General features: G+C 42.7%; 22 protein-coding genes. 8 read left to right on the top strand and 14 right to left on the bottom strand.

Annotated features, from left to right (window positions below; all coding sequences use genetic code 11):
* The first annotated feature begins 18 nt into the window (after positions 1 to 18).
* Positions 19 to 402, top strand: coding sequence for a penicillinase repressor BlaI (gene blaI / locus F6X55_RS13280; RefSeq protein ID WP_153463968.1), 384 nt, complete (start codon positions 19 to 21; stop codon positions 400 to 402).
* Between the two features lie 200 nt (positions 403 to 602).
* Positions 603 to 2,066, top strand: coding sequence for a methyl-accepting chemotaxis protein (locus tag F6X55_RS13285; protein WP_161993085.1), 1,464 nt, complete (start codon positions 603 to 605; stop codon positions 2,064 to 2,066).
* Between the two features lie 78 nt (positions 2,067 to 2,144).
* Here the strand turns inward: F6X55_RS13285 and F6X55_RS13290 are convergent, their stop codons facing one another.
* The 5 genes from F6X55_RS13290 to F6X55_RS13310 form a co-directional block, all read right to left on the bottom strand.
* A complete protein-coding gene (locus F6X55_RS13290; protein ID WP_026568831.1) occupies positions 2,145 to 2,597 on the bottom strand; it encodes a helix-turn-helix domain-containing protein in 453 nt (150 codons plus the stop codon).
* Positions 2,598 to 2,822: 225 nt separating this feature from the next.
* Positions 2,823 to 3,263: a hypothetical protein gene (locus F6X55_RS13295; protein ID WP_235162490.1), complete on the bottom strand. Its 441-nt coding sequence runs from the start codon at positions 3,261 to 3,263 to the stop codon at positions 2,823 to 2,825.
* A 30-nt stretch (positions 3,264 to 3,293) separates the two neighbouring features.
* Complete coding sequence (locus F6X55_RS13300) at positions 3,294 to 5,003, bottom strand: sodium:solute symporter family protein (protein ID WP_026568833.1); 1,710 nt, start codon at positions 5,001 to 5,003, stop codon at positions 3,294 to 3,296.
* 30 nt (positions 5,004 to 5,033) lie between these two features.
* Positions 5,034 to 5,318 (bottom strand): DUF4212 domain-containing protein, encoded by a 285-nt coding sequence (locus tag F6X55_RS13305; protein ID WP_026568834.1) that lies wholly within the window; start codon positions 5,316 to 5,318, stop codon positions 5,034 to 5,036.
* Positions 5,319 to 6,725: 1,407 nt separating this feature from the next.
* On the bottom strand, positions 6,726 to 7,397 hold the full coding sequence (locus F6X55_RS13310; RefSeq protein WP_153463975.1) for a hypothetical protein: 672 nt from the start codon (positions 7,395 to 7,397) through the stop codon (positions 6,726 to 6,728).
* A 602-nt stretch (positions 7,398 to 7,999) separates the two neighbouring features.
* Between F6X55_RS13310 and F6X55_RS13315 the strand changes: the two genes are divergently transcribed.
* Together F6X55_RS13315 and F6X55_RS13320 are read left to right on the top strand one after the other, a co-directional pair.
* Positions 8,000 to 8,665: a hypothetical protein gene (locus F6X55_RS13315; protein WP_026772028.1), complete on the top strand. Its 666-nt coding sequence runs from the start codon at positions 8,000 to 8,002 to the stop codon at positions 8,663 to 8,665.
* A gap of 132 nt (positions 8,666 to 8,797) precedes the next feature.
* Positions 8,798 to 9,163: a hypothetical protein gene (locus F6X55_RS13320; protein ID WP_153463978.1), complete on the top strand. Its 366-nt coding sequence runs from the start codon at positions 8,798 to 8,800 to the stop codon at positions 9,161 to 9,163.
* A gap of 607 nt (positions 9,164 to 9,770) precedes the next feature.
* On the opposite strand, the gene F6X55_RS13325 is transcribed toward F6X55_RS13320, so the two are convergent.
* Together F6X55_RS13325 and F6X55_RS13330 are read right to left on the bottom strand one after the other, a co-directional pair.
* A complete protein-coding gene (locus F6X55_RS13325) occupies positions 9,771 to 10,241 on the bottom strand; it encodes a LysM peptidoglycan-binding domain-containing protein (RefSeq protein ID WP_237648666.1) in 471 nt (156 codons plus the stop codon).
* A 338-nt stretch (positions 10,242 to 10,579) separates the two neighbouring features.
* Positions 10,580 to 11,779, bottom strand: a complete 1,200-nt coding sequence (locus F6X55_RS13330) for an enolase C-terminal domain-like protein (protein ID WP_153463986.1) — start codon at positions 11,777 to 11,779, stop codon at positions 10,580 to 10,582.
* Between the two features lie 250 nt (positions 11,780 to 12,029).
* Here F6X55_RS13330 and F6X55_RS13335 point away from each other — a divergent pair, with 250 nt between their 5' ends.
* Both F6X55_RS13335 and F6X55_RS13340 read left to right on the top strand, forming a co-directional pair.
* Positions 12,030 to 13,886 (top strand): glucose PTS transporter subunit IIA, encoded by a 1,857-nt coding sequence (locus tag F6X55_RS13335; RefSeq protein ID WP_037329288.1) that lies wholly within the window; start codon positions 12,030 to 12,032, stop codon positions 13,884 to 13,886.
* Positions 13,887 to 14,096: 210 nt separating this feature from the next.
* Positions 14,097 to 14,804 (top strand): GntR family transcriptional regulator, encoded by a 708-nt coding sequence (locus F6X55_RS13340; RefSeq protein WP_026772033.1) that lies wholly within the window; start codon positions 14,097 to 14,099, stop codon positions 14,802 to 14,804.
* A 151-nt stretch (positions 14,805 to 14,955) separates the two neighbouring features.
* On the opposite strand, the gene F6X55_RS13345 is transcribed toward F6X55_RS13340, so the two are convergent.
* From F6X55_RS13345 to F6X55_RS13360, 4 genes are all read right to left on the bottom strand, one after another.
* Positions 14,956 to 16,035 (bottom strand): sensor histidine kinase, encoded by a 1,080-nt coding sequence (locus tag F6X55_RS13345; RefSeq protein ID WP_153463989.1) that lies wholly within the window; start codon positions 16,033 to 16,035, stop codon positions 14,956 to 14,958.
* Positions 16,032 to 16,712 (bottom strand): response regulator transcription factor, encoded by a 681-nt coding sequence (locus F6X55_RS13350; RefSeq protein WP_153463992.1) that lies wholly within the window; start codon positions 16,710 to 16,712, stop codon positions 16,032 to 16,034. Before F6X55_RS13350 ends, F6X55_RS13345 begins: the two co-directional genes overlap by 4 nt.
* A 97-nt stretch (positions 16,713 to 16,809) precedes the next feature.
* On the bottom strand, positions 16,810 to 17,625 hold the full coding sequence (locus F6X55_RS13355) for an ABC transporter permease (protein WP_026568841.1): 816 nt from the start codon (positions 17,623 to 17,625) through the stop codon (positions 16,810 to 16,812).
* A gap of 2 nt (positions 17,626 to 17,627) precedes the next feature.
* Positions 17,628 to 18,650 carry an ATP-binding cassette domain-containing protein gene (locus F6X55_RS13360; RefSeq protein ID WP_153463995.1) on the bottom strand — a complete coding sequence of 341 codons (1,023 nt, stop codon included), beginning with the start codon at positions 18,648 to 18,650 and terminating at the stop codon, positions 17,628 to 17,630.
* Positions 18,651 to 19,009: 359 nt separating this feature from the next.
* Between F6X55_RS13360 and F6X55_RS13365 the strand changes: the two genes are divergently transcribed.
* Both F6X55_RS13365 and F6X55_RS13370 read left to right on the top strand, forming a co-directional pair.
* Positions 19,010 to 19,672, top strand: a complete 663-nt coding sequence (locus tag F6X55_RS13365) for a DUF4396 domain-containing protein (RefSeq protein ID WP_237648667.1) — start codon at positions 19,010 to 19,012, stop codon at positions 19,670 to 19,672.
* Positions 19,673 to 19,936: 264 nt separating this feature from the next.
* Positions 19,937 to 21,085 (top strand): hypothetical protein, encoded by a 1,149-nt coding sequence (locus F6X55_RS13370; protein ID WP_153463997.1) that lies wholly within the window; start codon positions 19,937 to 19,939, stop codon positions 21,083 to 21,085.
* Between the two features lie 176 nt (positions 21,086 to 21,261).
* On the opposite strand, the gene F6X55_RS13375 is transcribed toward F6X55_RS13370, so the two are convergent.
* The 3 genes from F6X55_RS13375 to F6X55_RS13385 all read right to left on the bottom strand — a co-directional run bounded on the left by F6X55_RS13375 (position 21,262) and on the right by F6X55_RS13385 (position 26,649).
* The gene (locus F6X55_RS13375; protein ID WP_153464000.1) at positions 21,262 to 22,212 is read right to left on the bottom strand and encodes a glycoside hydrolase family 43 protein; all 951 of its coding nucleotides are present in this window, start codon (positions 22,210 to 22,212) and stop codon (positions 21,262 to 21,264) included.
* Positions 22,213 to 22,281: 69 nt separating this feature from the next.
* Positions 22,282 to 24,765 (bottom strand): family 43 glycosylhydrolase, encoded by a 2,484-nt coding sequence (locus F6X55_RS13380; protein ID WP_153464004.1) that lies wholly within the window; start codon positions 24,763 to 24,765, stop codon positions 22,282 to 22,284.
* 117 nt (positions 24,766 to 24,882) lie between these two features.
* The gene (locus F6X55_RS13385) at positions 24,883 to 26,649 is read right to left on the bottom strand and encodes a glycoside hydrolase family 2 protein (RefSeq protein WP_153464007.1); all 1,767 of its coding nucleotides are present in this window, start codon (positions 26,647 to 26,649) and stop codon (positions 24,883 to 24,885) included.
* Between the last annotated feature and the right edge of the window lie 6 nt (positions 26,650 to 26,655).

Consider the following 26,655-nt stretch of genomic DNA (forward strand, 5'->3'; position numbering starts at 1 on the left):
GCAAAGGCAGGGATTCACATGAGAAATGAGATACCCAGCATTTCAGAGTCGGAGTGGGAAGTGTTGAAAGTACTTTGGCATAAAGCGCCGCAAACAGCAAATGACATCATATCCTCTTTGCCGGCCCAAACGACCTGGAAGCCGAAAACAGTGCGCACCCTGTTAGACCGACTAACCAAAAAACAAGTCATCGGCGTTAACAAGGACCAGCGAGTCTATACGTTTTATCCACTTTATTCGCAAAACGAATGCCAACGCGCCAAAACGGCGTCCTTTGTGAAACGATTTTATGATGGGACGTTCAAATCGATGCTCGTTCAGTTTATGGAGGACGAGGAATTGTCCGATGAAGATATTAAAGAACTGCAATCTATTTTGGAGAGTAAACAGGATAGACAATAACGCTGCACTGCTCGAAGTGAAGGTTCATACCTTCGCTTTTTTTATGGACTTTCTTCCTATTTCAAGAGCTATTACGATCATCAATTTACAGCCACCTCCCATCCTCCATCTGATAAAACAGTTCCAAATACCTAAAAATGACGTGCGTTTTTTTATTTTTCTGCTACTATTATAGTATAAAAGGACGAAGGAGAATGGGAATGTCAATCGAAGAACTAAACCTCAAAACCTTGAGAAAAAAAAATAACGTCATCTTGATGATGCTGATCCTGTCGGTGATCTTGGGTACCGTCGTGGAGATGAGTTTAGGAAAACCACTGGAGCTTATTTTGACCATTGCTATCGGCGGTGGAGTACTTTGTATCGTTGTCGCTTTCTTGAATATAACCAAGCGTCTGACTAAACAATTGGCCTATTTATCGATAATCGGGTTGGGGATGCTTTTGGGAGCGATTATCATTGTCAGCCCCTCGGAAAACAACCTTTCTTTGATTTACTTTTTGTTGATTTGTTCCGCCCTTTATATGAACCTGATCCTCTATGCCATCGGTACGGTTTTCGGAGTCGGTTTGCTCATTTTCGCTTTTACTTTAAACGGAGATGTCTATTCATCCGATATCGGCACCTATTTGCTATTGTTTTCTTTAGCTGTCATTGTTCTATTCTTTCAACAAAAAATCATGGGCAGCCTGGAAAAGAACCTCAGCTCCACCCAGATTGCCATGGCAGAAAAACTGGAAAAGGAAGAAGCACAGCGTGTCACGTTAGCAGATAACTCGGAAGTCATTGCAGCGAATATGCGTAAGATAGAAGGACAATCGGAAGAAGAGAAAGCGGTGACCCGTGAGCTCAACATGGCGCTTCAAGAGATGGCGTCTGGAACCCAGTCACAGGAAAATGCCATCACCGATATCACAAATGCGATTGAAAGCACCGCAAATCAAGTGAACGTGATGAATGGCCGAGTAGACCAAATTATCGACTCGACCACTCACATGACATCACAAATCGATGAAGGGCGTTCGCAGTCGCAACTACTGAGTGACCAAATGGACGAATTCAAGCAGTTTATCCAATTAACGCAAAAGAATATGCAGCAGCTCAGCGGAAATATCGAGTCCTCCCTTGGATCCATCCAGGCAATTCAGGAGATTACTTCCCAAACGAATCTCCTTGCACTGAATGCATCCATCGAGGCGGCAAGGGCTGGAGAAGCCGGAAAAGGATTCTCCGTAGTAGCCGAGGAAATCCGGAAACTTGCTGAAACAACCGATTCAACCGCTGTCCAGATCTCTACTACACTGAATGAAATTCATTCGAACAATCTGGATACACAAGACCAAATGAGTAATGTCGCGAGTAAAATGGATGAAAATATCGAAGGCACAATCAAAAACAAAGCGATCTTTGAATCGATAGAAAAGTCGATCGCCAATTTGAAACAGGAAATCCATTCATTTAGCACCGTCGCGAAAAAAATTGATCAAGAAACCGGGTCCATCGAAGGAGCGGTCAGCGAATTTGCTTCCATCTTACAACAAGCCTCCGCTTCTCTGGAAGAAATTTCGGCAACCGTCCAATCCCAAACGGAAAATAAAGAACAGCTTGCCCAATTGATCCAAGACACTAATAAAGCCACGCAAAACCTTGCCGATCTTTTTTAAAACGGGAATTCTTTCACAGGAGAAACGGCCTTGCCCCTGCTACCAACAGGGACAAGGCCGTCGTTTTATTTACCTGTTCTAATCTTGTTTGTACTTCTCTTTCACCATACCGGCACCGATTCCTCCCCCGACCATGAGAATCAGTGGTCCGAAATTCCATAAAAAGGACCCGCCATACAAAGACAAATCCCATCCCGCTACCTTATTCAAAAGGATGACTACCAACTTAATCACCAAAAGAACGGCCCCGATTAAAAATACGATGTCAAAAAACTCCTTCAGTTTCGGATAAGCCAATTGCCTGCTATCGTTTATCACTTTTTCCTTCAGATCCTCATCACTTCTCAATAATTCATCAATCGTGATTCCGAATAGGTCGCTCAATTTCATGATGATTTCAATGCTGGGAAAATTCTGGCCATTTTCCCACTTTGAAATAGACTGCCGGCTTACAAAAAGTTTTTCGGCCAAATCTTCCTGGGACCAGCCCTTATCTTTTCTTTCCTTTTTTAGCTTATCTGCAAAGTTCATGTCACCATTCACCTTTCTGTTGTCTATGTGTCCATTATGGTTATAGCGGAAGCAAAAAGTAAAGATAGCTCTGGTTGCAACTCGGAGCACGCTAAGGTTGCTGGTTGAAAAACCTTGGTTCAACGGGTTGGGAGCACCCAACCAAATTTAGGTTGTAGGTATATTTTTTTCATTAAAAAACGCAAAAAAGCATCGGCACATGGTTGCCGATGCTTTTCCCGTAATCTATTCAGCCAGATACTCCTCAGTCGCTGCTCTTCTAATAAAATGACCGGATCCAAGCCATGCCGATAATGCAAAAATCAGATAAATAGCTTGTGTGGCCTGAGCACCCTGCAAGAGCACTTGTAATCCCATTCCAAGTCCCAGTGCGGGGATCACCACCAGAAAGGTGCGAAAGATGCGTTCAAACCCTTTGTGAGAAGGCAATGGCCAGATACGCGAAAATGCGATTCCGAGCAGGACACCCCATACCGTCACCACAAAAAGCTGGATGAGCACCAGTGGTGTTGGAAATGGCCAGTCTAACGCGTAAGAGCCTATTAGGTAAAACAGCTCCAAAAACAGCGTGATGCCGATTGCTTTGCGAAAAGTTTGCAGTCCCATCCAAGGATGAAACCATACGAGTACTGTGGCCGAAATGGCGATGATATTTATTAGATCCAACGTATCCACCCCCTTCTCATCAATGGCTAATCAGTTATCTTCTGTCGTTGCAGCGATTTCCAGCTCGCTGTCGACTTCAGGTGCCCGGACATTTTCTATCAGCTGCTGGATTTCCACTGGAGGTGCAGGCGTATTCCGGGAGACAATGAAACTCACGATAAAGTTTAATGCCATTCCGATAACACCCACTCCTTGGGCATTGATGCCAAAGAAGCTGTCCAAAATAGCTCCATCGGTTCCAAAAATCGATTCCGAGAGAATCAGCCCGATCATCAGAAGCGTGAAAATCAAGCCTGTCAGAATACCGGCGATGGCCCCTTCTTTATTCATCCGCTTATCGAAAATTCCGAGCAGGATAACCGGGAACAGACTCGCCGCACCTAACCCGAATGCCAAAGCAACGACCTCTCCGGCAAACCCTGGCGGATTGATGCCGACATAGGCGGCAATCAACAGAGCGACCAATAAGGTAATCCGACCGACCCGCAGTCTTTGTTTTTCAGAAGCATCTTTATTAAATATCCGATAATAAATATCGTGCGAGACTGCACTCGACATGGTGATCAACAACCCGGACGCAGTAGACAGGGCTGCCGCCAAACCACCTGTTGCCACGAGTGCGATAATAAACGGTGCTAAGTTGGCAACTTCAGGCGTGGAAAGCACAATGATGTCTCCATCGATGACGACTTCATTGTCTGCTTCTCCTTCTGAAAAATTGACGATTCCATCGCCGTTGAGATCATTGAATTGGAGTAACCCGGTTGTTTCCCATTTGTTCACCCAGTCGATGTTTTGCACTTCCTCCAATGGTTGATCTGCGATAGTATTGATCAGGTTGTACTTCGCAAACGCGCCGACGGCCGGAGCTGTTAAATAAAGCAGGGCAATGAAAATGATCGCCCATACCGCTGACCAACGGGCGGCCCGGACATTTTTGACGGTATAGAAACGGACGATGACGTGTGGAAGCCCAGCGGTTCCGGCCATTAATGCCAACGTGATCATGAACACATTGAGCATGGATAAATCGGTGAAAGGTGCCATGTACTCTGTCATACCAAGGTCGATCTGGATGGAAGTCAGCCGATCCACGATATCACTGCCGGTAAGTGCCAGCTGTGGAACTGGATTACCTGTCAATTGTAGCGAAATGGCGATGGCGGGGATTAAAAAGGCGATGATGATGACGAAATATTGGGTTGCTTGTGTCCAGGTGATTCCCTTCATCCCTCCAAGAAGGGCAAAGAAACCGACAATGGCCATTCCAATTAATACACCAATGATGATGTCCACTTGTAAATAGCGGCTAAAGACAATACCGACACCGCGCATTTGTCCTGAAATATAAGTGAGTGAAATAAAGATTGTCGCTATCGCTGCGACCGTACGGGCAGAGCTGGAATAAAACCGGTCCCCGATAAAATCGGGCACGGTGAATTTTCCGAACTTCCTTAAGTATGGTGCCAATAATAAGGCCAACAAAACATATCCGCCAGTCCAGCCCATCAAGTAGATGGTTCCATCATATCCTAAAAACGCAACAAGTCCCGCCATGGAAATAAACGATGCAGCGGACATCCAATCCGCAGCAATCGCGGCTCCGTTCGCCACTGTCGGAACATTTTGTCCTGCCACATAAAAGCTGGACGTATCCTTCACCCTCGACCACCAGCCGATCCCTGTATAGAGACCGAACGTAATCAACACCATGATGATGGTAATTGCTTCTACACTCAATGCCATACCTCCCTGCAAATTTATTTCTTTTTACTGATCCTTCTTTTCATAATACTCCCGGTCCAATTTGTCCATTCTGATGGCATAGCTTAAAATTAACAGGATAAATACCAGGATAGCGCCCTGCTGTGCAATCCAGAATGACAACGTCACTCCGAAAAAGGGAACTTCGTTTAAAGGAGCGGCAAAAAGCACACCTCCACCTAAGCCAACAAGAAACCAAATCACTAGTAAAAACGAAATGAACTTGATGTTTTTCTTCCAATACCAATTCTGCTTGTCATCAAGTGTTTGTACTTTTTCCGGTTCTCCCATTGTCCAGCCTCCTTTGATTTTCATTCATCATCAAGCCAATGACTTACCGTCCAATAGATTTTGTTACCAGATAATTTAAAGCGCTTACAAAATTCCGGAAATAAATCACCCCCTTGAAGGCCATGAATCTTTGAAGTTTCTTTTTATTTATATGAAATAATCACGTTTTTATTTTTAGATAATTCCAAAATCTCAAGAACCAAGTATGGTAGTAAAGACTGTCAGTGAAGGTGGAAATCAACATGGTGCACAAAAAGTTTTGATGTCGCTATCCTGCTTTTCCGGCACTATAGCTTAATCAAGATGGATGGGAACCCGGATTTAAGTTCATTGATTTTGCCCCGTCAATGACGGAACGGGGGAAGCAATGGACTTAATAGGGATTGTTTCCAAGTGTAAGATGTTCTGAGGTATAAATGTGTGGTGTCTACTATTCAATGAAGCTAACTAGACCTTGATCTTGCGAGAGCGGTGGAACCGGCATTCCAGATTGGGATTTCGGCTGGAATATTTAACATAGTGAGAACTAGGTTAATATTTCGACAGCCAAGCTAATTCTCCTCCCTTTCCTTTAAATTACCGCTTATATTTTTGCAATCTGTTCAGCAAGGTGATCGCTTCTTCATTCTTCTGAATGGATACAACGAATTAACCTGGGCGCAACTAAATATTTGAACAGTTACCTTTGGTTTTAAAGGAATTTAATACAGTATATGGAAACATATGATACACTATGGTTACTCAGATACACAACATAAACATTCCTTTTATCAGCTGATGAGCAAAAGACTTATAGAATAATTGACAGGGAGGGGTCCGATGGAAGTCTTGATTTTTGTACTTCCGATTATTTCAATTTTGATTGGACTGTACTTTATAACATTAGGACTATGGGAATTAAGAGAGGGCACAAATAGAAAACAATACGTAAAGTATATGTTCACCGGCTTATTTTTGCTGGTTATTTTAACTCCGATGATCTGGGTTTTTGGAAATAGTTTTTTATTTACCCTAATGAGTTAAGTATGAGGAAAATGGACTCAAAGTATTAAATCACCTTTTATCCAGTTGTTTGATGCGTGCTTCGTATCGCTACGGCAAGATACTACGCGTTCCACGGGCATGGCTTCATCTTCCTCAGAAAGCACCAACCGCTTTCTTGCGGAAATTTCAGCTCATGCTGTTCCCGTAGGAGTCTCCGTATCTTGCCTTCGCTAGGTTTTCGTGGTCTGATTTCTACATGATCTAGACAAATTCTTCTATCTGTGTTTGATTTCTAAACAGTGACGAAGAAGAAAAAATCAACAGGAATTCTTCAGAAATTGGAGGGTGCAGTTCAACAGCATAGTAAGGAAAATGCCCTTAGTTCCCATGCAGATCAGCTTTCTATCAAACAATTGACTAAGTTTAATGGATTTTCATCAATTGAATGAGCCGTTTAACTTCTTCTTCCTCGCCTGGTTCAACGTAGACTTTCTCCGTGTCTTCGATAATACCTTCTGTGTACTCCTTCATGAAGTTTTCATCTACATTAGGATCGCCGCTTTCCCAGCGCAATGGCACGTTATATACATTGATTGTTCCGTCACCGTTGCTGCTATATGTAACAGAACCATCCACTAACCGGGAACCTGCTAACTGGATGACATCCTCCGGATAGACAGCACTCGTCTCATCGTCGGGATTGATCAGCTCGCCAGCTGATATACGATGAACATTCAGTTCATCGATTTCCTGATTCGGCCCTAGCTGCAGCCAAACCCTTGCGTATTCGATTTCCTCTGAAGAATATTCTCCCAACGGATCGCTTTCTTCACTTCCAGCGTTCTCAGATGAACTTTTGTTGCTTGTTGTTTCCGAACTTGAAGAAGTATCCTCCGATTCAGTCTCTTCTGAATCCGTCGAGGAATCTAAAACATCTTCCTCTTCAGCTGGTTCGTCTGACTTTTCTTCCGATTCGACAGCGGCATCCTTTTCCGCGGTTTCTGATTCTTCTTTGGAACTGCCACACCCCGTAAGCAACAGGACAAACCCCAATAAGGCAAGACTGCAGCATATAAGTTTTAAGCGTTTTTCCATTCCGTCACCCCTTTCCTGTACTCATAACTTAGCATACCGAGTTCTGATGTCAACGAACTAAAGAAATGAGTTCTCACACAAAAACTTTCTGGTTATTAAGTATTATGATCCACCTAGACTCTTACATTATATACCACCATTTTTTCAATCAAAGTACATTAGAATGGTTAATAGTTATCGAATTGGATATTCCCTTAAAAAGTGGATAATGAGGTAATTCGTCTCTATGAATATTCATATGATAGTTAAAACATCCCCACCCAGCCATATGGTTGTATAGAAGGGTGAATCTAATAATGGAAAGCAAGCACTCAATTAATAACCTTATAGCAAATCCCTGATGGTGTAGGGTAAGAATTTATTCGTTAAATTTCAATAATTTCGAATATAATATTTCCTCAATGAAAACTTTTTATAAGACATTAGATTATTTTATACCAATTCAATTAGTATTTTTTATCTACAATAAAATGTCAAAATAAGTCGATAGACTCCCACTATTAGCCTATCGAAAAAAATTGGAAAAGATTGTTACCCTAATAACAGAGATACCTTTTGCTTATTTTAAGGTGTCTAACAATATTTTAATAGGGGGAATTCTCATGAGTTATCTCAAGAAATCGTTGGTTGGCAAGGCTTTCGTGGTGTTAACAATTTTCTCAATGATTTTTACCTTAGTAGGGCCTTCCGTAAGTGCTACAACTACTACACAGGAGAAATCAAATGAAGCAATGAAAAAAGTAAATCTCAGTGATATCGAATTAAGCCAAAGTGAACAAGAATTTTTAGATAAAGTTATTTCAGTTGGGGAGTTTTTCGTGCCCAACAAAAAAGATAATACGCTAGACATTAGCCTAACAAAGAAAGAATTAATCAACGACTACAATTTTTCTGAAGAAGACTATAAAAAATTAAATGACAATGTTCTAAATTATAAATTACCTCAAGCCTCAAAACGTACTGTAACACCTCAATTCCATGTAGAAAATGGAGCTTTATATATAAGTCACACTGATTTAGTAGGAGGGGCGTTTGGTTTAGTTGCGGCAGCTCAGGCGGGTCCTTATGCATTGCAGGCAGCTTTAATTGCTCTTGGATCTGCCACATCAGGCCCTGTAGGAACAGTTGTGACTACAATTCTCGGAATTCTTTCTGTACCCTCTTTGACCACCTTATCCGGCATGATTATTTGGGCGCTAGGAAGTGGACAAGGTGTATATATTAAACCAGTATTTAGTTACCCTCCTTTAGAACTTGGATACTGGTAGAAATGGAAGAATTATCACCTATAAATAAGAGAGATCCTTAAAGGGTCTCTTTTATTTAGTAAGTGTTTATTTTCAATGGGTTAGCCTATGTTAGTATATAAGTACTTAGAGTTGATGGAGGTTGGTTCCTTTATGGGAAAGTATGTACTTAAAAAAAACAAAAGATCATTACACCTTAATTCTTGGTTTGGCTATGTGTTGATTGCAGCAAGCATAGCGGGTTATTTTGGATACTACCTTCCAAATGATGATGCATTTATATGGCAATGGGTAATATTATCATTAGCAGGTGTTTTATTCTTAAGCTATAAAAATATCAAACTTAAAAAAAATAAACTGAGGACCGTGATTTTAGACATTTTGTACATGATAGTTTTAACATTAATAGCAAGCATACCTTGGCCAAGGGGTTTATCAATACTTTTGATGATTTTTGTGGCTGGTCTCTTAGTTCCTCTATTAATGCATCTTGCATTTCAACCTTGGTCAAAAAAATAATAGTTATTTGGTTGTTTCGGATTGAGTAATCTAACAATGAACCCAGGGCCTACAGCAAGAAAAGTACACCATTGCACTAAAGTTAAAGTCTACTAAGAACCTACTACCAAAGATTTTTTGCATTGTTTGTTTTATATTTTTTTCATATGTTTATACTGAAAGTCTCAAGAATAGGTAAGATCCCATCTAGATGGATCTTAATCTTGCCAATTATTATGTTGATTTCCCTATTATTAGTCCTGAAGTATTTAGGAAAAAGAACAACCCATTTAAGCAGGGTTGTTTTTGTATCTTACCGTAAAGGATAAATGCTATTTTAGAAACTACTATGAAATATCCCTTTAAGAATCAATTAACCATTCCAGACATGAACAAAGCATTGTAAAATTAAACATCGGGGGAGACAATAGATGTACTTTATGAATACTACAATATAGTTGAAATGACATCTGCACATCTCCTTAGCAAAAATTAAATACGATGGAGAGTCTTATCGATGAGTATTTGACGCTTATGAAAAGATACCTGTGCGGTCATTCATAAGAATCTAAAAACCAGCCCCCTCCTTCTCGAGAAAGGGACTGGCTTCAATGTTTTCAAAACTATTCTAATACAAAACTTTCAATTCCTTGACGCCAAACTCCAACGCATCTTCTACGTCCTCCATATAAACATCCATCCGCCCTTTGGTGATGGCACTTCCCCTGTCTTCACAAGTGAATGTTTTATCAAAGTATGGAATGTAGACTTCTGTCCCAAAGGAGAAGGATGGCGGACAGGCGATCGTTTCCCCTTCTTGAACTTCGGTCCCCGATGCTGTAATGCCATACCCCGGGTCTCCTGGGTGTTTTCCGGTTGATTCATAGCCTGCTGTATAAGCAGATACTCTAAAGGTTTCCCCTTTTGCGTCCGGTATGGTGATCGTTTGTCCGGCAAAAATGACATCCGGATTGGTGATGGAGGAGTTATACTCCAGCAAGGAATCGACACTCACGTTATGTTTCATTGATATTTCCGATAGCACGTCGCCTGATTCGACCGTGTACTTGCTGCTTGCAGATACTTCGCCTGCAAACACGATTAATCCTAAAATTAGTAATGTGACTAGTGTTAAGTATTTGATAGTGATTACCTCCTATGTTTTTTCTGCTATAGATATCGCATAGGAGGCAGTCTCTTTTGGTGGTTTTAATAGAATTGCAATATAGATGTAAAGGTAACCGTTTTAAAGATTGAATATGTCATAGAAGTAAAACGAGTAACATCCCATGGTATTTGTGAATCGGCTGCCGGGACAGGATTTGGGCAAGTACTGTTAAAACCGGACAATGTCTTGCCTTTTGCAAAGTTAATACCAAGAAATATCCCCCATGAAAGCAAAGATAGTTTCATGGGGGATTTTCGTCCGTTTGTTTGTTAAGGAGTTACAATGGTTCCGTCAGGTATTCTGCTTTGGGTCCATTCATGGGGTCTGTAAACCACCGGATAATCAGAAGCTTTTTCCTCATTAAAGCCCACTCCAATGCCCGCCTTTTCAATTGGATACAGAAAACCCTGTTTCGGTTGAGGTATATCGCTGAATAGAGATGCCGTATTTTCTTTTACGTCAATGTTTTCCTGGACGGCAGCATTGTGCAGATGAATATTCAAATGGGTATTAACAGCCATACCGATCGGTGTGATATCAGATGGTGTATGCCAGGCCATTCTTATCCCCATTGCATCGCAAAAATGGGCAAGCTTGAGTGCCGGTGTAATGCCGCCGATTTGGGATACATGGCAACGAATATAATCGACACGACGGTTGACGATGAGGTCCTTCCACTCCATTGGATTATTGAACAGTTCCCCCGTTGCAATAGGGGTTGCTGATTGAAAACGCAGCTGCTCGAGCCACTCATTTTGATCTGGCGGCAAAATATCTTCAACATAGTACGGTTTATAGGATTCAAGTTCTTTTGCAAATTGGATCGCTTGATTTGGAAAGAGCCGTTCATGAACATCATGGAGTATTTCAAAAGAGAAACCATATTTTTCACGTATGGCTTTAAACATTTTAAGCGTTGTCTGCATGTACTGGTTTTGATCAAAGTAGGAACCGGGAGTGGGATTTTCCGTCGTATGGATTCCTTCCGACAAACCACCGTAAAAGCCTAATTGACAGCGGATATGCTGGTAACCCTCCTCTAATATGGAATCGATTTGCCTGTAAAGATCCTCCAAGTTATCTGCAACGGCATGTGTATAGGCAGCAATAGCATCTCGTGATTTCCCGCCGAAGAGTTGGTAAAGCGGCATATTGGCCAGCTTCCCTTTTATGTCCCAAAGAGCCATGTCGACACCTGAAATGGCATTGTTTATGACCGGGCCATTTCTCCAATAGCTATTGACCATCATCATTTGCCAAATATCTTCAATATCGTTTGCATTCTTTCCTATCAACAAAGGTTTAAGGTATTCGTCTATCATGGTTTTCACCGCGAGTGGCCGTTGCTGGAAAGTAGCACATCCATACCCATAAACCCCTTGATTTGTCTCCACTTTTACAACAATTAAGTTATGCCTGTCAGGGCGGATTATATAACAAGTAACATTTGAAATTAACAAATCATTCATTCAAGCACCTCTATTCTCTGCTTTTAACTCCTTTATTGAAACACTCCCGATTACCAGCTGTCAATTTGGATTGGAAATAGGAAGCACTATGGATAAAAACCAGTCCAATTTATTGGACGATTACCAAAAAACCCTTACACATCAACGTTCACGGAAGATTTCATCGTATTTTTGTATGGTTTTACATTTAAAGGGGGTGTGTTATATTTCTTTGAGAAAGCGCAAACAATCTTGCAAAGGGAGTGTAGTGATGAGCGAAAGCAATAAAGAAAAAATTGTGCAACACATTATCGATCATCTGGGCGGCAAACAGAATATCGATAATGCGTGGCATTGTATGACACGGCTACGTTTCGAAATAAATGATGATTCACTCATAAACACAAAAGAGATCCAAGGTATCCCTGAAGTGATGGGAGTGCAAAACCAAAACAATCAGCTGCAGATCATTATCGGTACCGACGTGGAGTCTTACTATGAGATTTTAACCAGTAAATTAGGATCGGAAAAAACGGAATCCTCTCCATCCAAGGATAAAAAAGAGAAAAAGAGCCTTGTCACTATGTTCATGGACATAGTATCCGGAGTTTTTGGACCAATTGTGCCTGCAATAGCAGGGGCAGGGATGATCAAAGGCTTGATAGCGGGATTTGTCGCTTTAAACTGGATTTCGGATGAAAGCCAAACCATTCAAGTGTTGGATATGCTGGCAAGTGGAGTATTTACATTCCTGCCGTTTTTCATAGCAGCTTCGGCGGCAAAAATATTTAAAACGAATCAATACTTGGCGATCGCTATTGCTGCTTCGATGCAATATCCGACCATGACAGATGCTGCAGAAGCCGGAAATATTGATGCATTTCATGTTTTTGGTTTTATACCGATTCCGGTGTTCAATTATGCGGGTAACGTAATCCCCATCATCTTCGCTGTATTTGTTCTGAGTTACGTTCAACGCTGGGTAGATAACATTCTGCCAAAAGCATTCAGAACGGTGTTTACACCGACTTTCTCTTTATTTATCGGCGGTTTAATCGCATTTACGATTATTGGCCCGATTGGTATTTACTTAGGGGAAGGATTGGCAGACGTCATTGCCTGGTTATTCGAGTTCTCCCCTATTGTAGCCGGAATCGTAGTAGGGACAATCAGACCGGTAGCCATCCTTACAGGCCTACACCATGCCATGACGCCAATCGCTTTGCAAAACTTCGCGGACCAAGGATACGATATGTTAATGCCTATGATGTTTATGGCCAATATGGCGATTGCTGGTGCGACGCTGGCTATGTATCGAAAAGCGAAATCGGCAAATGAAAAATCAGTTATTGTATCATCATCCATTTCGGCTTTCTTAGGAATCACCGAACCTGCATTATTCGGGGTTCTGACCAAATATAAACGCGGATTACTTGCCGCCACTATCGGAAGCGCACTGGCATCGGCCTTTATCAGCGCTTTTGGCGTACGTATTTATGGCTATATTTTATCCAGCATATTCAGCCTGCCAGCGTACATAGGCGATTATTTCATTTTTGCCATTCTCGGCATTTTGATCGCTGTTGCTGCTGCTTATTTAGTTGCCCTCTTTTTTGCCAGAGCAAACAATCAGTTGGATGAAACGGAAAACAACAACGGGTCAACCAATGAAGACTTGGCAGCCGTGGCTACTGGAATATACGTACCCATCGACCAAGTAGAAGATAAAGCTTTTGCCTCAAAATCGATTGGTGACGGATATGCTATCAAGCCGGAAAAACAAGAAGTATTATCACCGGTATCAGGTGAAATCATCAACATTTTTCCAACCAAACATGCTATCGGAATTAAAACCAACAGCGGTTTAGAGGTACTGATCCATATGGGGATAGACACGGTTAGCTTAGAGGGAAAACCTTTCAACCTTTTAGCAGATGTTGGCGACACCGTGAACGTGAAAACCCAAATCGCTACGATGGATTTAGAACAAATCGAGCATCACCAAAAAGATACCACCATTATGGTTGTGGTCACTAATATGGATAGAGTGGAAGCACTCCCGGTGGCGAAGAAGCAAGCTTATCAAGCTGGAGAAAAGATTGGCGACATACTGACAAGCAGAAAATAAAGAGAGTGCAAAAACCGGGTGACATTCTAACCGGTTTTGGTCATCCTTTTCCTACCGATGACCAAAAGCTAGCTGGCTAAATGCCAGCTAGCTGCTTTGCTCAGCCTCCTAACGCAATTGAAACGGGAGGCTGGATTCGATAAGATGAGTATATAACCCTTGATTTTCTACGTAAAAACTCTAATTCTATGCAGGGAGAAGCGTTTATAAATGAAAAAGAAAGAGTTTATCGTTAATGATTTATTAAGCAAAATTTATCAAAACTATTATTCCGAGGGAAAGCTGCCAACCCAGAGGAAATTGGCGGAATTCTACGAAGTATCGAGATACACCATTCAAGATGCAATCGTCAAGCTCCGGGATATAGGCGTCATTGATGTCATACAAGGCTCAGGCATTTTCATCCGGAAAAATGTCCACCAAAACCCTTTAATTTACAATTCCATCACCGCCACTCCCTATTCAAAAATTTCTTCCAAACCAATTTATTTAAAGAAGGAAGAAGCCACCGAAGAGGATCAGCGTATGTTCGGAATCGAAGAGGGAGAATTCATTTGGAAATTCCAAAGAATACGGATTGTCAATTATCAAATCGTGCAAATCGAGAATTCAAAATTGCCATATAAGTTATTCCCGAACTTGGAATTAAGGGATATCTCTAATTCTATCCAAGAATATGTCCAAAGCGAAAATTATGTCATTTCCCATTATATAACTTCTTATACGCCTGTATTGATCGACAAAGAGCAAGCACAACTGATGGCCTGCAAAAAAGGACTGCCGGCAATGAAAATTCAAAACCGGTGCTTGCTAAGAAGCGGAACTGTTTACGAGTATAGCGAAGTGATTGCTTTGGATTATTCCTGTACTTACATTACCCCTTTCAATAAACAAAACCACAACCAAAGAAAACAATAATGATAGAAAATTAAATAGCCCTTCTTAAAGCAGAATCCTTTCCCTGGATTCTTTTTGTTTTCATCTCAATTTGCCAGCCCTATTTTGCAAACCTGGCTATCTTTTTCATTAACGAACGAAAGAAAAGTGGAAACTTCAACAACGAAAATGTTTAATCCAGTTGCACCAGTAATTCCACCGTTATATCCGTCCCTTTTCCAGGCTTACTATCAACGTGAATCTGTCCGTCGTGCAATTCAATGATCTTTTTAACAATCGACAAACCAAGACCGCTCCCTCCAGCATTGCGGTTTCTTGATTTGTCTGCTTTGTAGAAACGCTCGTACAGATGCACCAAGGTTTCCTTTTCCATCCCGATCCCTGTGTCTGAAATCCTTACCTCCACGCTGTTTTCAGCGGTTTTATTCGCTTTCACTCCAATAGTACCAGCGGCAGGGGTGAATTTGATGCTGTTATGCAGAAGATTCGTCCATACTTGGTCCATCAATTCTTCATCCGCCCTGAGCGTCACGTTCTCCAAAGAAACGTCCATGTTGATTTCTTTCTCGGTCCACTGCGGTTCATTGGCAAGGATGATGCGGCGCAGCTGGTGATCCAGCCGGTATTCATTTTGTTCAAGAGCTAAATGCTCGGACTCCAAAGAAGTGAGCTTCAATAAATTTTCACTCAGTTTGGACAGCCTATAGCTTTCCGTCTCAATGATTTGCAGGTAATGGTCGCGTTCTTCCTGGCCCAAGCTTTTATTTTTTAGCGCATGGGCAAATCCGCTAATGGATGTCAGGGGGGACTGAATTTCATGGGAGACATTAGAGATGAATTCCTGGCGCATTTCCTCCATTTCCCCGAGTTTGTCCGCCATATGGCTGATGCTTTCGACAATTCTGGAGTATGGATGATCACCCTGGTCCCGAAATTGTGTTTGATAAAAGGAAAGGTCGATATTGAAATTTCCTTCCTCCATCATCTTCATTGCCTGGATGATCGGATGCAGGAATTTCTCCTGATTGTTCCTCATCCATTTTGTTCGGCTGATAAAATGCATAGCAAACCCAAACAACAAAAAACCGAAGATCGAATTGACCAGCTGCTTGACAAGACCATGTGGATGATATCCTATCGCGTCATACAATAGAGAGGTTAACCAATAGGCACAAGACCATCCGATCAATAAAGCAGCAGCGACACCCAAAATTGGCATAATTCTTCGTTTAATGAATTCCAATCGCTTCACTGCCTCACCTCCAACCGATATCCGAGGCCCCGGACGGTCGCGATTTTAAACGGGCAGTCGTCTCGGGAAAAGCGCTGCCGCAACCGTTTGATGTGGACGTCCACCGTACGTTCATCGCCCTCGTAGTCAAATCCCCAAATGTCTTCGATCAATTGTTCCCGGGAGAACGTTTTTTGCGGCTGAGCCGCAAGCTTGAACAGCAATTCAAATTCTTTCGGCGGCAAGTATATTTCCTCTTTATCGATAAACACCTTATAAGCTGCACGATCAATAAGGACATTGCCTATTTCCATTTGGTTCGATATGGTCACTTGATAACGTTTAAGCAGTGCTTTCACCCGTGCCTCCAGTTCAGCAGGAGCGAACGGTTTTACCAAATAATCATCCGCACCAAGGTCGAAGCCCTTCACTTTTTGGGCTGTTTCACCTTTTGCCGTCAACATCAAGACCGGCAGCGTGGCGGAATAATAGCTGCGCAATTCCCGGCAAAATGCCCACCCATCCATATTCGGCATCATAATATCCAGGATGATCAAATCTATTTTTTCCTTTTCGAGTACGGACAGGGCTGCTTCTCCGTCTTCCGCCTCCACGATCGCTAGTCCTTCTTTGGATAAAATCACCCGAATCAATTCCCGGATGTTGGAATCATCATCTACCATCAATATTTTAGCCATGCAGTTCATTCCTTTTTATCAACTAAAGGGAATCGCCGGCCAGTTTTGCGATTCCCTTTGTTCTTTTTCCTATTTTATATCATCACGCGCTTTATCACTATGCCTTCCGCATATAAGTCCTTACTGTCAATGGTGCAAAAATGGCCACAATGATAGCTGCCCCCACCAAGGAGAGCGTAAAATCCCAGCCGATGGACCCCGCATTGATCAAATCTCTGACCGCTGTGACCAGATGGGAAATCGGGTTTATTTTCACAAACCATTGCAGCCAATCCGGCATGGTTTCAGCCGGGACAAACGCATTGGAAAGAAACGTCAGCGGAAACAATACAATCATCGAAATGCCTTGGACACTGGAAGCCGTCCGTGCAATCACGCCGAAAAAGGCAAAAATCCAGCTAATCGCCCAAGCACAGCCAATCACGAGGAGCGCTGCAATCAAGACATACCCCAATCCTCCCTCAGGTCGGAGTCCCATGACATATCCCATGGTAAAAGTGAGCACGGTGGCAATCGTGTAGCGGATGCTGTCCGCCAACAACGCTCCGGCCAAAGGGGCAATTCGGGCGATCGGCAAGGATTTAAATCGATCGAATACCCCTTTGTCCATATCCTCCCTGAGTTGTACTCCGGTAACAATCGACGTGGTAATGACCGTCTGCACGAGAATACCGGGAATGATGACGGGTAAATAACTTTGCACATCGCCAGAGATGGCACCGCCGAAAATATACGTGAACATCAAGGTGAAAATGATCGGCTGCAACGTCACATCGAACAATTGCTCCGGCGTGCGCCGTATCTTGATCAACCCTCTAATGGCCATGATGAATGAATTTCTCACCGATTGACGGAAGCTCGTTTTGTTGCGAAGCTTCCGTTCGTGAGCAGGTTTTATTTGTGTACTATCCATATTTATACCTCCACTGCTTTTTCTGATTTATTATTGATTTCATCGGAAGATCCAGCACCTTGACCGGTAATCGTCAAAAACACTTCGTCCAGACTTGGTTTCTGTACGCTTAATTCAGCCAACTGAATATCCGACTCTCTTAAGGCAATCAACAAGTCCGTCATCCGGTCGACATCTGCCATCGGCGCGGTGATTTTGCCGCCTTCCGTGGACACGGTGGACCGGACATTCAATACCCGTTCAACAATGAGCCGAGCATCCTGCATCTGCCGGTCATGTTGCACTCCCAGGTGCAAGGATGAGGTGCCGATCGATGCTTTCAACTCATTTACCGTACCTTCCGCAACGACTTGGCCATGATCGATGACTGCAACCCGGTCGGCCAGCTCGTCTGCCTCTTGTAAATACTGTGTCGTCAAAAGGACGGTCGAGCCTGATTTGACCAAACGCCGGATGGTGTCCCACATTTGGTTTCGCGTGCGCGGATCAAGCCCTGTCGTCGGTTCATCCAGAAAAATGAGCGGCGGCTGGGCAATCAGGCTGACAGCCAAATCCAATCTCCTGCGCATGCCTCCCGAAAAGTGTTTCAACGGCCGCTTTGCCGCTTCCGTCAAACCGAATTCCTCCAACAATTCATCCGCCTTCTTTTTTGCCTCCGCTTTCCCGAGGCCCAGCAAGCGGGAAAAAATCATCAAGTTTTCGGTAGCGCTGAGTGACTCGTCAACAGAAGCATATTGCCCCGTCACTCCGATCAATTGCCGGACGATATGCGGCTCCTTAACCACGTCATGGCCGAAGATGCTTGCAGAACCGGCGTCCGGCCGCAGCAAGGTAGCCAGCATTCTGATGACGGTCGTCTTTCCCGCCCCGTTCGGTCCAAGCACTCCGTAAATCGAGCCTGTGGGCACCTGTAAATCTACGCCGTCCACCGCCCGGTTTTCTCCAAACGTTTTCACGATCCCTTTCGCTTCGACAGCCCACTCGCCGCTGCCTTTAGTGTTATTGTTCTTATTATTCTTTTGCATGCTGATCCTCCTGTTTCTGTTTATATTTCGGATAAAATCTACGGATAAATCATCTCTGGATAGTCGTCCCTTGCCTTTTACTCCTTGTCAATTCCATAAGAGTCCATCGATTGATTGGCAAAAATGTTCATTACCTGTTGGATTATATACGACGTTTATGAACGTAATATGAACAGCGGAATATGTCTTTGAAAAGAATAGTAAAAGGTATATATGCCAGGGATTGGCCAAGTGATAGAAACAGAAGTCCAATAGGCGGTACAGCAGCCGCACCCGGGATAAATGTAAGAGGATATTCATGTAGAAGCTGATGTTTTTGTATGGAATAACTGGGAATAGTTTTGGAGAGGTGATACAAAATGAGCATACTGACTACGATAGCCTGGATTGCGATAGGAATCGGCTTGTTATCCTCCCTCATCATCCTTGTCGACATTATCAGACACCCGCAAATGATGTGGATCATGAACATCGTCTGGCCGATCAATGGTTGGTTTCTTGGTCCTTATGCGGTTTGGACTTATTTCAAATGGGGACGATTGAAAGCGAAAGATTCGGAAACGGAGGACGACCGCGGCTTCCCTGCAAAGGTGTACTTTTCAACAAGCCACTGTTCATCAGGGTGTACACTAGGGGATGCGTTCGGCGTACCGATTGTCACGCTGACCGGTTTCACCATCCTGGGCACCACTTTATTCGCCCATTATGCGATACAGTTCACCCTGGCATATTTATTCGGCATTCTATTTCAATTTTTCGCTATTTATCCAATGAATAAAGACGCCGGTGTGTTGAAAAACCTTAAAAATTCGATCAAGGCGGATACGCTTTCCCTGATATTGTTCGAAGTAGGCATGTTTGGCTGGATGGCCCTCGTGCATTATGTCATCTTCGCCGAACCTCCAAAGCCCCACCAGATGAACTATTGGTTCATGATGCAAATTGCGATGATTTTCGGATTCCTGACAAGCTATCCGGCAAACTGGTGGCTGGTCAAAAAAGGCATTAAAGAAGAAATGTGAGTTTGATTAGCAGAAGGAGAACTGCTATTTTTCACCAATGATGATGGCCGGAACCCATGCGTTGGCCTACTCCGCCCCGCATAGGCTCCGGCTTTTTGTTTTACATCGTCTCCCCTATAAATGCATACAACAGCATGGTTCTATGGCATTACCTTTCACGAGGTGTTCATGCTAAAATATACCTGTTTGCTATTAAACTATTGAAATTAGGGAATAGATATAGAATCATAGATGAAGGAAATCCATACATAAGGAAGTGACAACATGAAAAAATTAGCCCTGCTACTCTCGGGAGTTCTCCTGGTCTTTTTCCTGGTCGCTTGTTCAGAGAACACCTCTACAAACGGCGACAACGAAAAAAACAAAGAAGACAAGCAGTCGGAAGAAAGCACCTCAGGAGATAAGAAGGAAGAAACCAAAGAAACAGATGAAAAACAGGAAGAACAGGAACAGGAAAAGGAAGAAACGAAGCCCCCTCAGCCTTATGAACCGTTAGAGCCGTCGGAAGACGCCGAACCGCTCAAGGATAAACTGTCTGAAGAAGAGTTGGAACAGATGCCGAAAGCCGAAGCGCACGGAGATGATCGCACAAGGATGGTTCCAGTCGGAGAAACGTTGGTAGAAGGAGCCGAGGATAAAACCGAAGGCCCTTTGAAGGATCATAGACTTGTAGCCTACTACGGGCACCCGAACTCTACCAATATGGGCATCCTTGGTGAAATGGAACCCGACGCACTGATGGAAAAGTTAAAAGAACAAACGCAGGCTTATTCAGATGCCGATCCGTCCCGTCCGGCCATTCCGACGATCGAGCTGATTTCAACGGTGGCACAGCGTAACCCCGGCCCCGAAGGAAAGTATTTCCACAGGACATCACCGGAGCAAATCGATGAATATGCCGAGCTCGCCAAAGAAAACGATGCGCTGCTTATGCTGGATGTCCAACTGGGAACGGATTCTGTTTTGAATCAAGTGAAGTTGTTGGAAAAATGGCTAAAGCTCCCTTATGTGCATTTGGCCATTGATACTGAGTTCCACGTGAAAGAAGGAGAAACGCCTGGCATCGATCTTGGTCAAGTGAACGGAGAAGAAGTGCAAGAAGCAGTGAACTATCTGACAAAGATGGTAGAAGAAAATGACCTGCCGGATAAAATCGTCCTCGTCCACCAGTTCATGGACGAAGCATTGACAAATAAAGAAGCTATCAAGCCGACCGAAAATGTGGAAGTCGCTCTGAACTATGATGGCTGGGGCAATTCCGACACGAAGATGTCGCTCTACCGCAAGTTCGTGCGAAACGAAGCCGTCCAATACGGCGGGTTCAAAATTTTTTATCAAAAGGATGAACCCGTGTTGAGCGCGGAGGATGTATTGAAGCTTGATCCGAATCCGGCGATTATTAATTATCAGTGATTACACTAACAGGGAAGAGACGCCTCTTCCCTGTTCATCAAGGTATTTACCAATTCACTTTTGTTTATATACAGAATAGGCAAGCAGTCTACTTATCAGATGGATTACGGAGATTATCGCTTATCGTTTTAATGACCATTGTCAGCCACCACTAACAAGGATTACGAACGTTTTATCTATTCTCCTGACGGAACAATTATTGATGCTGAGGTTGGTAAAGGCATACCAAAATCAGGTGTTCCATCAGATCGCCAGCCAAATTTTTGAATACAAGTCATTCGAAGCTCATTGCCACCTTCCGATTGAGGAATTGCATGATAAACAATCCAATCCTCCGTACCATCTGGTGATTGAACAAAGCTGTTATGCCCGGGAGCAAACATCTTGTTTTTCACACTCTTTGAAAAAACAGGAACCGGTGATTTGAGCCATGACCGACTATTCAACACATCGGAATCTGCTGATGCAGTCAACATCCCTAATGAATAATCATCAGACCATGTAGTACTGGCTGAGTAAACCAAAAATAACATATTGCCTCTTTTTAACATGACCGGCCCTTCATTTATGGCCATTCCACCTTGTTTTTCCCAATCGTATTCAGGTTTTGATATCAATATATCCGAGCTGGATAGTGTCCATGGGTTTTCCATTTCTGCCATATAAAGAGCTGATCCATAATCAGGGAAGTACCCATAGCCCGCATACACAAAGTACCATTTTCCTTTATGTTCAAAAATAGTCCCATCCAAACCTGGATGTTCTGTATTTATATAGCCCTTTTCAATCCACTTCCCATCAAATGGATCTTCGGCTTTATTCTCTAAGACAAAGATTTTTCTAGTCTTATCTCCACCTTTCCCATCGTTAGCAGTGTAATATACATACCATTTCCCATTCGCTTTATGAATCTCCGGAGCCCATATATTGTCACTGTTTATCCCTTCGCGCGGAGGTGTCCAAATAGTTTTGCACTCCCCATCCGGAATGCCCGTTAAACTTTTTGACCTCCACAAATCAAGTCTTTTACGTCTTGTGCACATGAAATAATACTTGCTTTTATCCTTATAGACCCACGGATCAGCACCTGGATTTAACAGAGGATTTTTAAAGGTTCTTTCCTTCATGCATTCACCCTTCTTAAATATAAAGTTAACTAGCGGAATGACCTTCCAACCAACTAATTTCAGTCTAAATTAATTAGGTTTCAGTTGAAAATTGTCAAAGCTTGCTTGATTATTCATTACTCGAAAACCAGCTTTCCCGTGTGTAAAAGGCTGAACCGATGTATCTTCGTACACGATTTTAGGTGTATCCATATCATTCACAAATACTTTGAGCCTAGTTCCTTTCACATCCGCTTTCACATGATGCCAAGAATCTACCGGTAACGTTGCAGAGACACTATCCAATGTTTCCCATCCATAATTTTGCTTTCCTAAGTAAATTCCATTAGTTGTGATAAACGCATAGTAGCCTTGCATAAAGTCGGGATTATTTTGTCCATGTGACATACCATTAGCCGGATTGAGCCCACGTACCAGGATGCCCGCATCACCACTCGTATTACCTAACTGTATATCCGCTTCCACCTGATAGTCGGTCCACCCGTTTTCGCCGACAAGCACCTTGGAAAAGGCTTTGTCACTTGGTTGGAATGTATCATCTTTAACCGACCAATAGTTCTCGTACATTGACCAATCCAAGTTAATTCGCTCAGTAAAATCATCACTTAGAGGAGTCATGGTACTCCCTTTATAAAAGGTCATAGAGGCGATATTTACTTCGCCTTTGACTACCTCTATTCTTAATTCCTGGTTGCCTTTTGTTAATTCTAAATCTTTTATCGTTATGGTTCTCCAATTATCATTACCGCCTGTATTTGGTAAAGATATAGTACCCGTAATATCAGTATCTCCCTGTTTAATTTTCAACTGGCTATCTTCATCCTGTGTCGCAATTCGAAGATCTGCATGAAAGCTATTGGCTTCGTCAACATTCACCTTATAGGAAAGCCATTCTTCCGGTTGATCCATACGTACATAATAGGCACCCTCTGAATCCTTTCGAATGTCTACTGGATCGGGTCGGTATTCATTGTTAGTAGAACCTTGATCGTCATCGTGATAGCCGATACCTTCTCCGCCACTCTGATAATGCACGGCCTCCACTGTACCCGGAAGGGGCTTGTTAATATCCCATACACCACTTCCGTTCACCTTATTACTAAAGGCAACATAACCGAATTCCGCCTGTGCACTCTTTGTCAAATAGCCAATCTTTCCTTCCTTAAGAGATGCTTCTACTGTTTGTTTCAGCATGCCATCAACGTAAACTTTGAAAGAATGCATGGATTTTTCTACCCTTATTTGATGTAACTTTGTAAAATCAAACTCAGTTGGCAGTATAGAGGATTCAGAATGAAATTCTTTTCCATCCCTAACAAAGCGAGTAACCAAGGTGCTTTCACTTGGATCCAATAACGCGACACCATAGTTATTTTCGTCCTGATAAGAAAAAACGGCACCATATAAACCAGAAACCTCCTCATCCTCCAGCAGCTTCGCATGAAATTCAGCCGTATAGTTACTTTTTGTTTCTGCTTTGGTCACTAGCCTATAGGAATTAGTCGATTCTGTAGAAGTTTGCCTTAGATACGTTTTATCATCAATCTCCCAATCTCCATCATCGAGGTTGATCCAGTTGGATTTGACGTTTTTCCGACCAAAACGGTCTTCAAAGGCAGGAAGCTCGGGACTTTGTTGTTTTGTATGAGTCGGACCTAACACCGACATCTTATCTCCATTCCACGCCATTCGGTCCATATTCATGTGCCGTAACGGACCAACAACTCCAGGTCCCTCTAAATTATGATAAAAGATATAGTCTGTATCTAGATTGGGGCCTTTGACTACACTGTTGTGTCCAAGTCCTACTGTTTCTCCCTCTGTATTTAGAACCAATGGATTTTGTCTAGACGGCCGGTATCCGTTGGTTGGACTATCACTTACCGCATAATCAATACGATAGCCTTCGCTAAACACATGGTTACCCGTATAGGTCATGTAGTACTTGCCATTTCTTTTAAAAATTGTGGATCCTTCCGTCCATCCATTCATATATGCTGCGGTAACCGTGCTTTCACCAACCGTTTCCGGATCACGCATAGAAGCAATTTCAATTCCTCCAGTCCCTGCATGTGAGAAGTACATGGAACCATCATCATCAATAAACACATTACCATCGATCGATTTACCGAAGTTATCCGTCACCACTTCAAACGGACCAACGGGACTATCACTTTTTAGGACGTAGTGTCCATTCCCTCCAGGAGAAGTGTACATATAAAAGTATCCATTCCAATAGATTACCTCCGGCGCATAAGCTGCTCTCGTCTCCTCCTCTTCCGTTGCAAGCCCCTCGTACTTCCAATCTACTAGATCGGGGGAACTCCATACTTTCACTCCTATATCCGTATCCCGTGTACTTACATATAAATAATACAAACCATTGTACTTAAATACGTATGGATCACCCAAGCCATAGTCTTCCCACTCGTTATCTAACATGATTGGATTTTGGTAACCGCTCGCTTTAGGCTTCTCTGGACTCTCACCATCCCCACTGCACGCGCTGCAAAAACCAATCATTACAAAAAGTACAACAGACAATAAGCGCATCCATTCCCCTCCAATACCCTTATTACTTGCACGCTTCCTATACAAAAGAGCCTGAATCACAAAGCTTGGATTTTCATAACGACAAAATCCTCCCTTTATGGCCCCCCAAACTACCTCTTATTCATTAATGGCTTTAATTTTTTCCAAGGCAATTTTCGGTGTTCGATCCGCTTTCAATAACCCATTGATTTCTTGTTGAACGTCCGTAGTTTGCGTATAACAGTAACCGCTAATATATGGGATTTCTTTAATTGCATCGGTGATATCTTTATAGCGTTTCAGGAATTCTTCTTCCGTTTGTACTTGGTGCCCATACCCCCAGCCACTGTCATCATCAAAGGCAATGCCACCATATTCGGTAACAATGACTGGTTGACCTTTATATTCATATCCCTCTGCAAATGCATATTTATGCTTATTGTGAGGAATTATATTTTGCAGAATTTGCTCCTTATCTTTATAGCGCTTTAAGAATAATTCTCCAAATTCTTCATAATCATGGAGCGCTATGATGTCAGAAACGGTATGCTCCCACCCATCATTTACGATGACTGGACGTTCTGGATCTATTGTTTTGGACAAGTAATAGATGGATTCTGTAAATGCTTGTTGCTGTTCATCCACCAGGATATTCGGGATTCCCCACGATTCATTGAATGGAACCCAAGTAATAATGGAAGGATGATTATAATGCTGCTTCATGATCTCTTGCCATTCATTAATAAAGTTTTCTACCGCTTCATCTGAAAATTCATAGGTCGCTGCCATTTCTGACCAGACAAGCAATCCTTTTTTATCACACCAATACAGAAAGCGTTCATCTTCAATTTTTTGGTGTTTTCGAACGCCGTTGAATCCCATCTTCCTTGTTTTTTCAATATCTTCTATCATCGCTTCGTCAGAAGGAGGTGTCAGCATAGTGTCCGGCCAGTATCCCTGATCCAGCAGCAGTTTTTGATAGATAGGAACATTATTCAATAATACTTGATCACCTTTTACAGATATTTTTCGCATACCAAAATAGGAATCCACTTCGTCAACTAGTTCCCCACCTGCAAACAGGCGAAATGTAACATCATATAAATGCGGATTTTCCGGGGTCCAATGCATGACTTTCCATTCCATTAACTCAGAACGCAAGTCGGCCACACATTTCATGGTAGCTCTGTCAGCCACGATGGCGAACTCTTTTACTTTTTCCCCATTGAAGCTAATTATTGTTTCTAATCTACAACCCTCTATACTCGCCCCACTTAGCTTATATTCAAAGCTAACAGACTGCTTATCGATGTTTGGCGTGATTTTCACATGATCCACATTCACATCACTTAAAAATTCCAACCAGACCGTTTGCCAAATCCCGGTATTTTGGACATACCAGCACCCAAAGTTTTCATCTCTCCAGCGCTGCTTCCCTCTGGGTTGAGTGCAGCTTTGACTATCTTCTACTTTGACAACCAATTCATTATCCTTCGTACTATCTACCGCGTTCGTAATGTCAAAAGAAAACGCGGCATTTCCACCCGCATGGTAACCAATATAGCTTCCATTAACCCATACCTTAGTAAGGTAATCAGATGCCTGAAACCTCAGAATGACTCGTTTACCTGCTTCTTCCTTTGGGATGGTAAATAATCGTTGATACCATACATACGGATGAAACACTTCCTCTCCGATGCCGCTCGCTTTCGTTTCATACGTGAAAGGCACTTGTATATCCGTAGCAAAGGACGGTGTTTGATACCATAATGCATGTTCGCCGATATTCTGATCATCAAAAGCAAATTTCCACGTTCCATTTAAATTCAGCCACGATTGACGTTTAAATTGCGGACGCGGATATTCCGTTCGCTGATACGTTTTGATACTTGTTGTTGTCTCCATGTATTT

Source organism: Sediminibacillus terrae (genome assembly GCF_009602435.1).
Taxonomy (GTDB): Bacteria; Bacillota; Bacilli; order Bacillales; family Amphibacillaceae; genus Sediminibacillus; species Sediminibacillus terrae.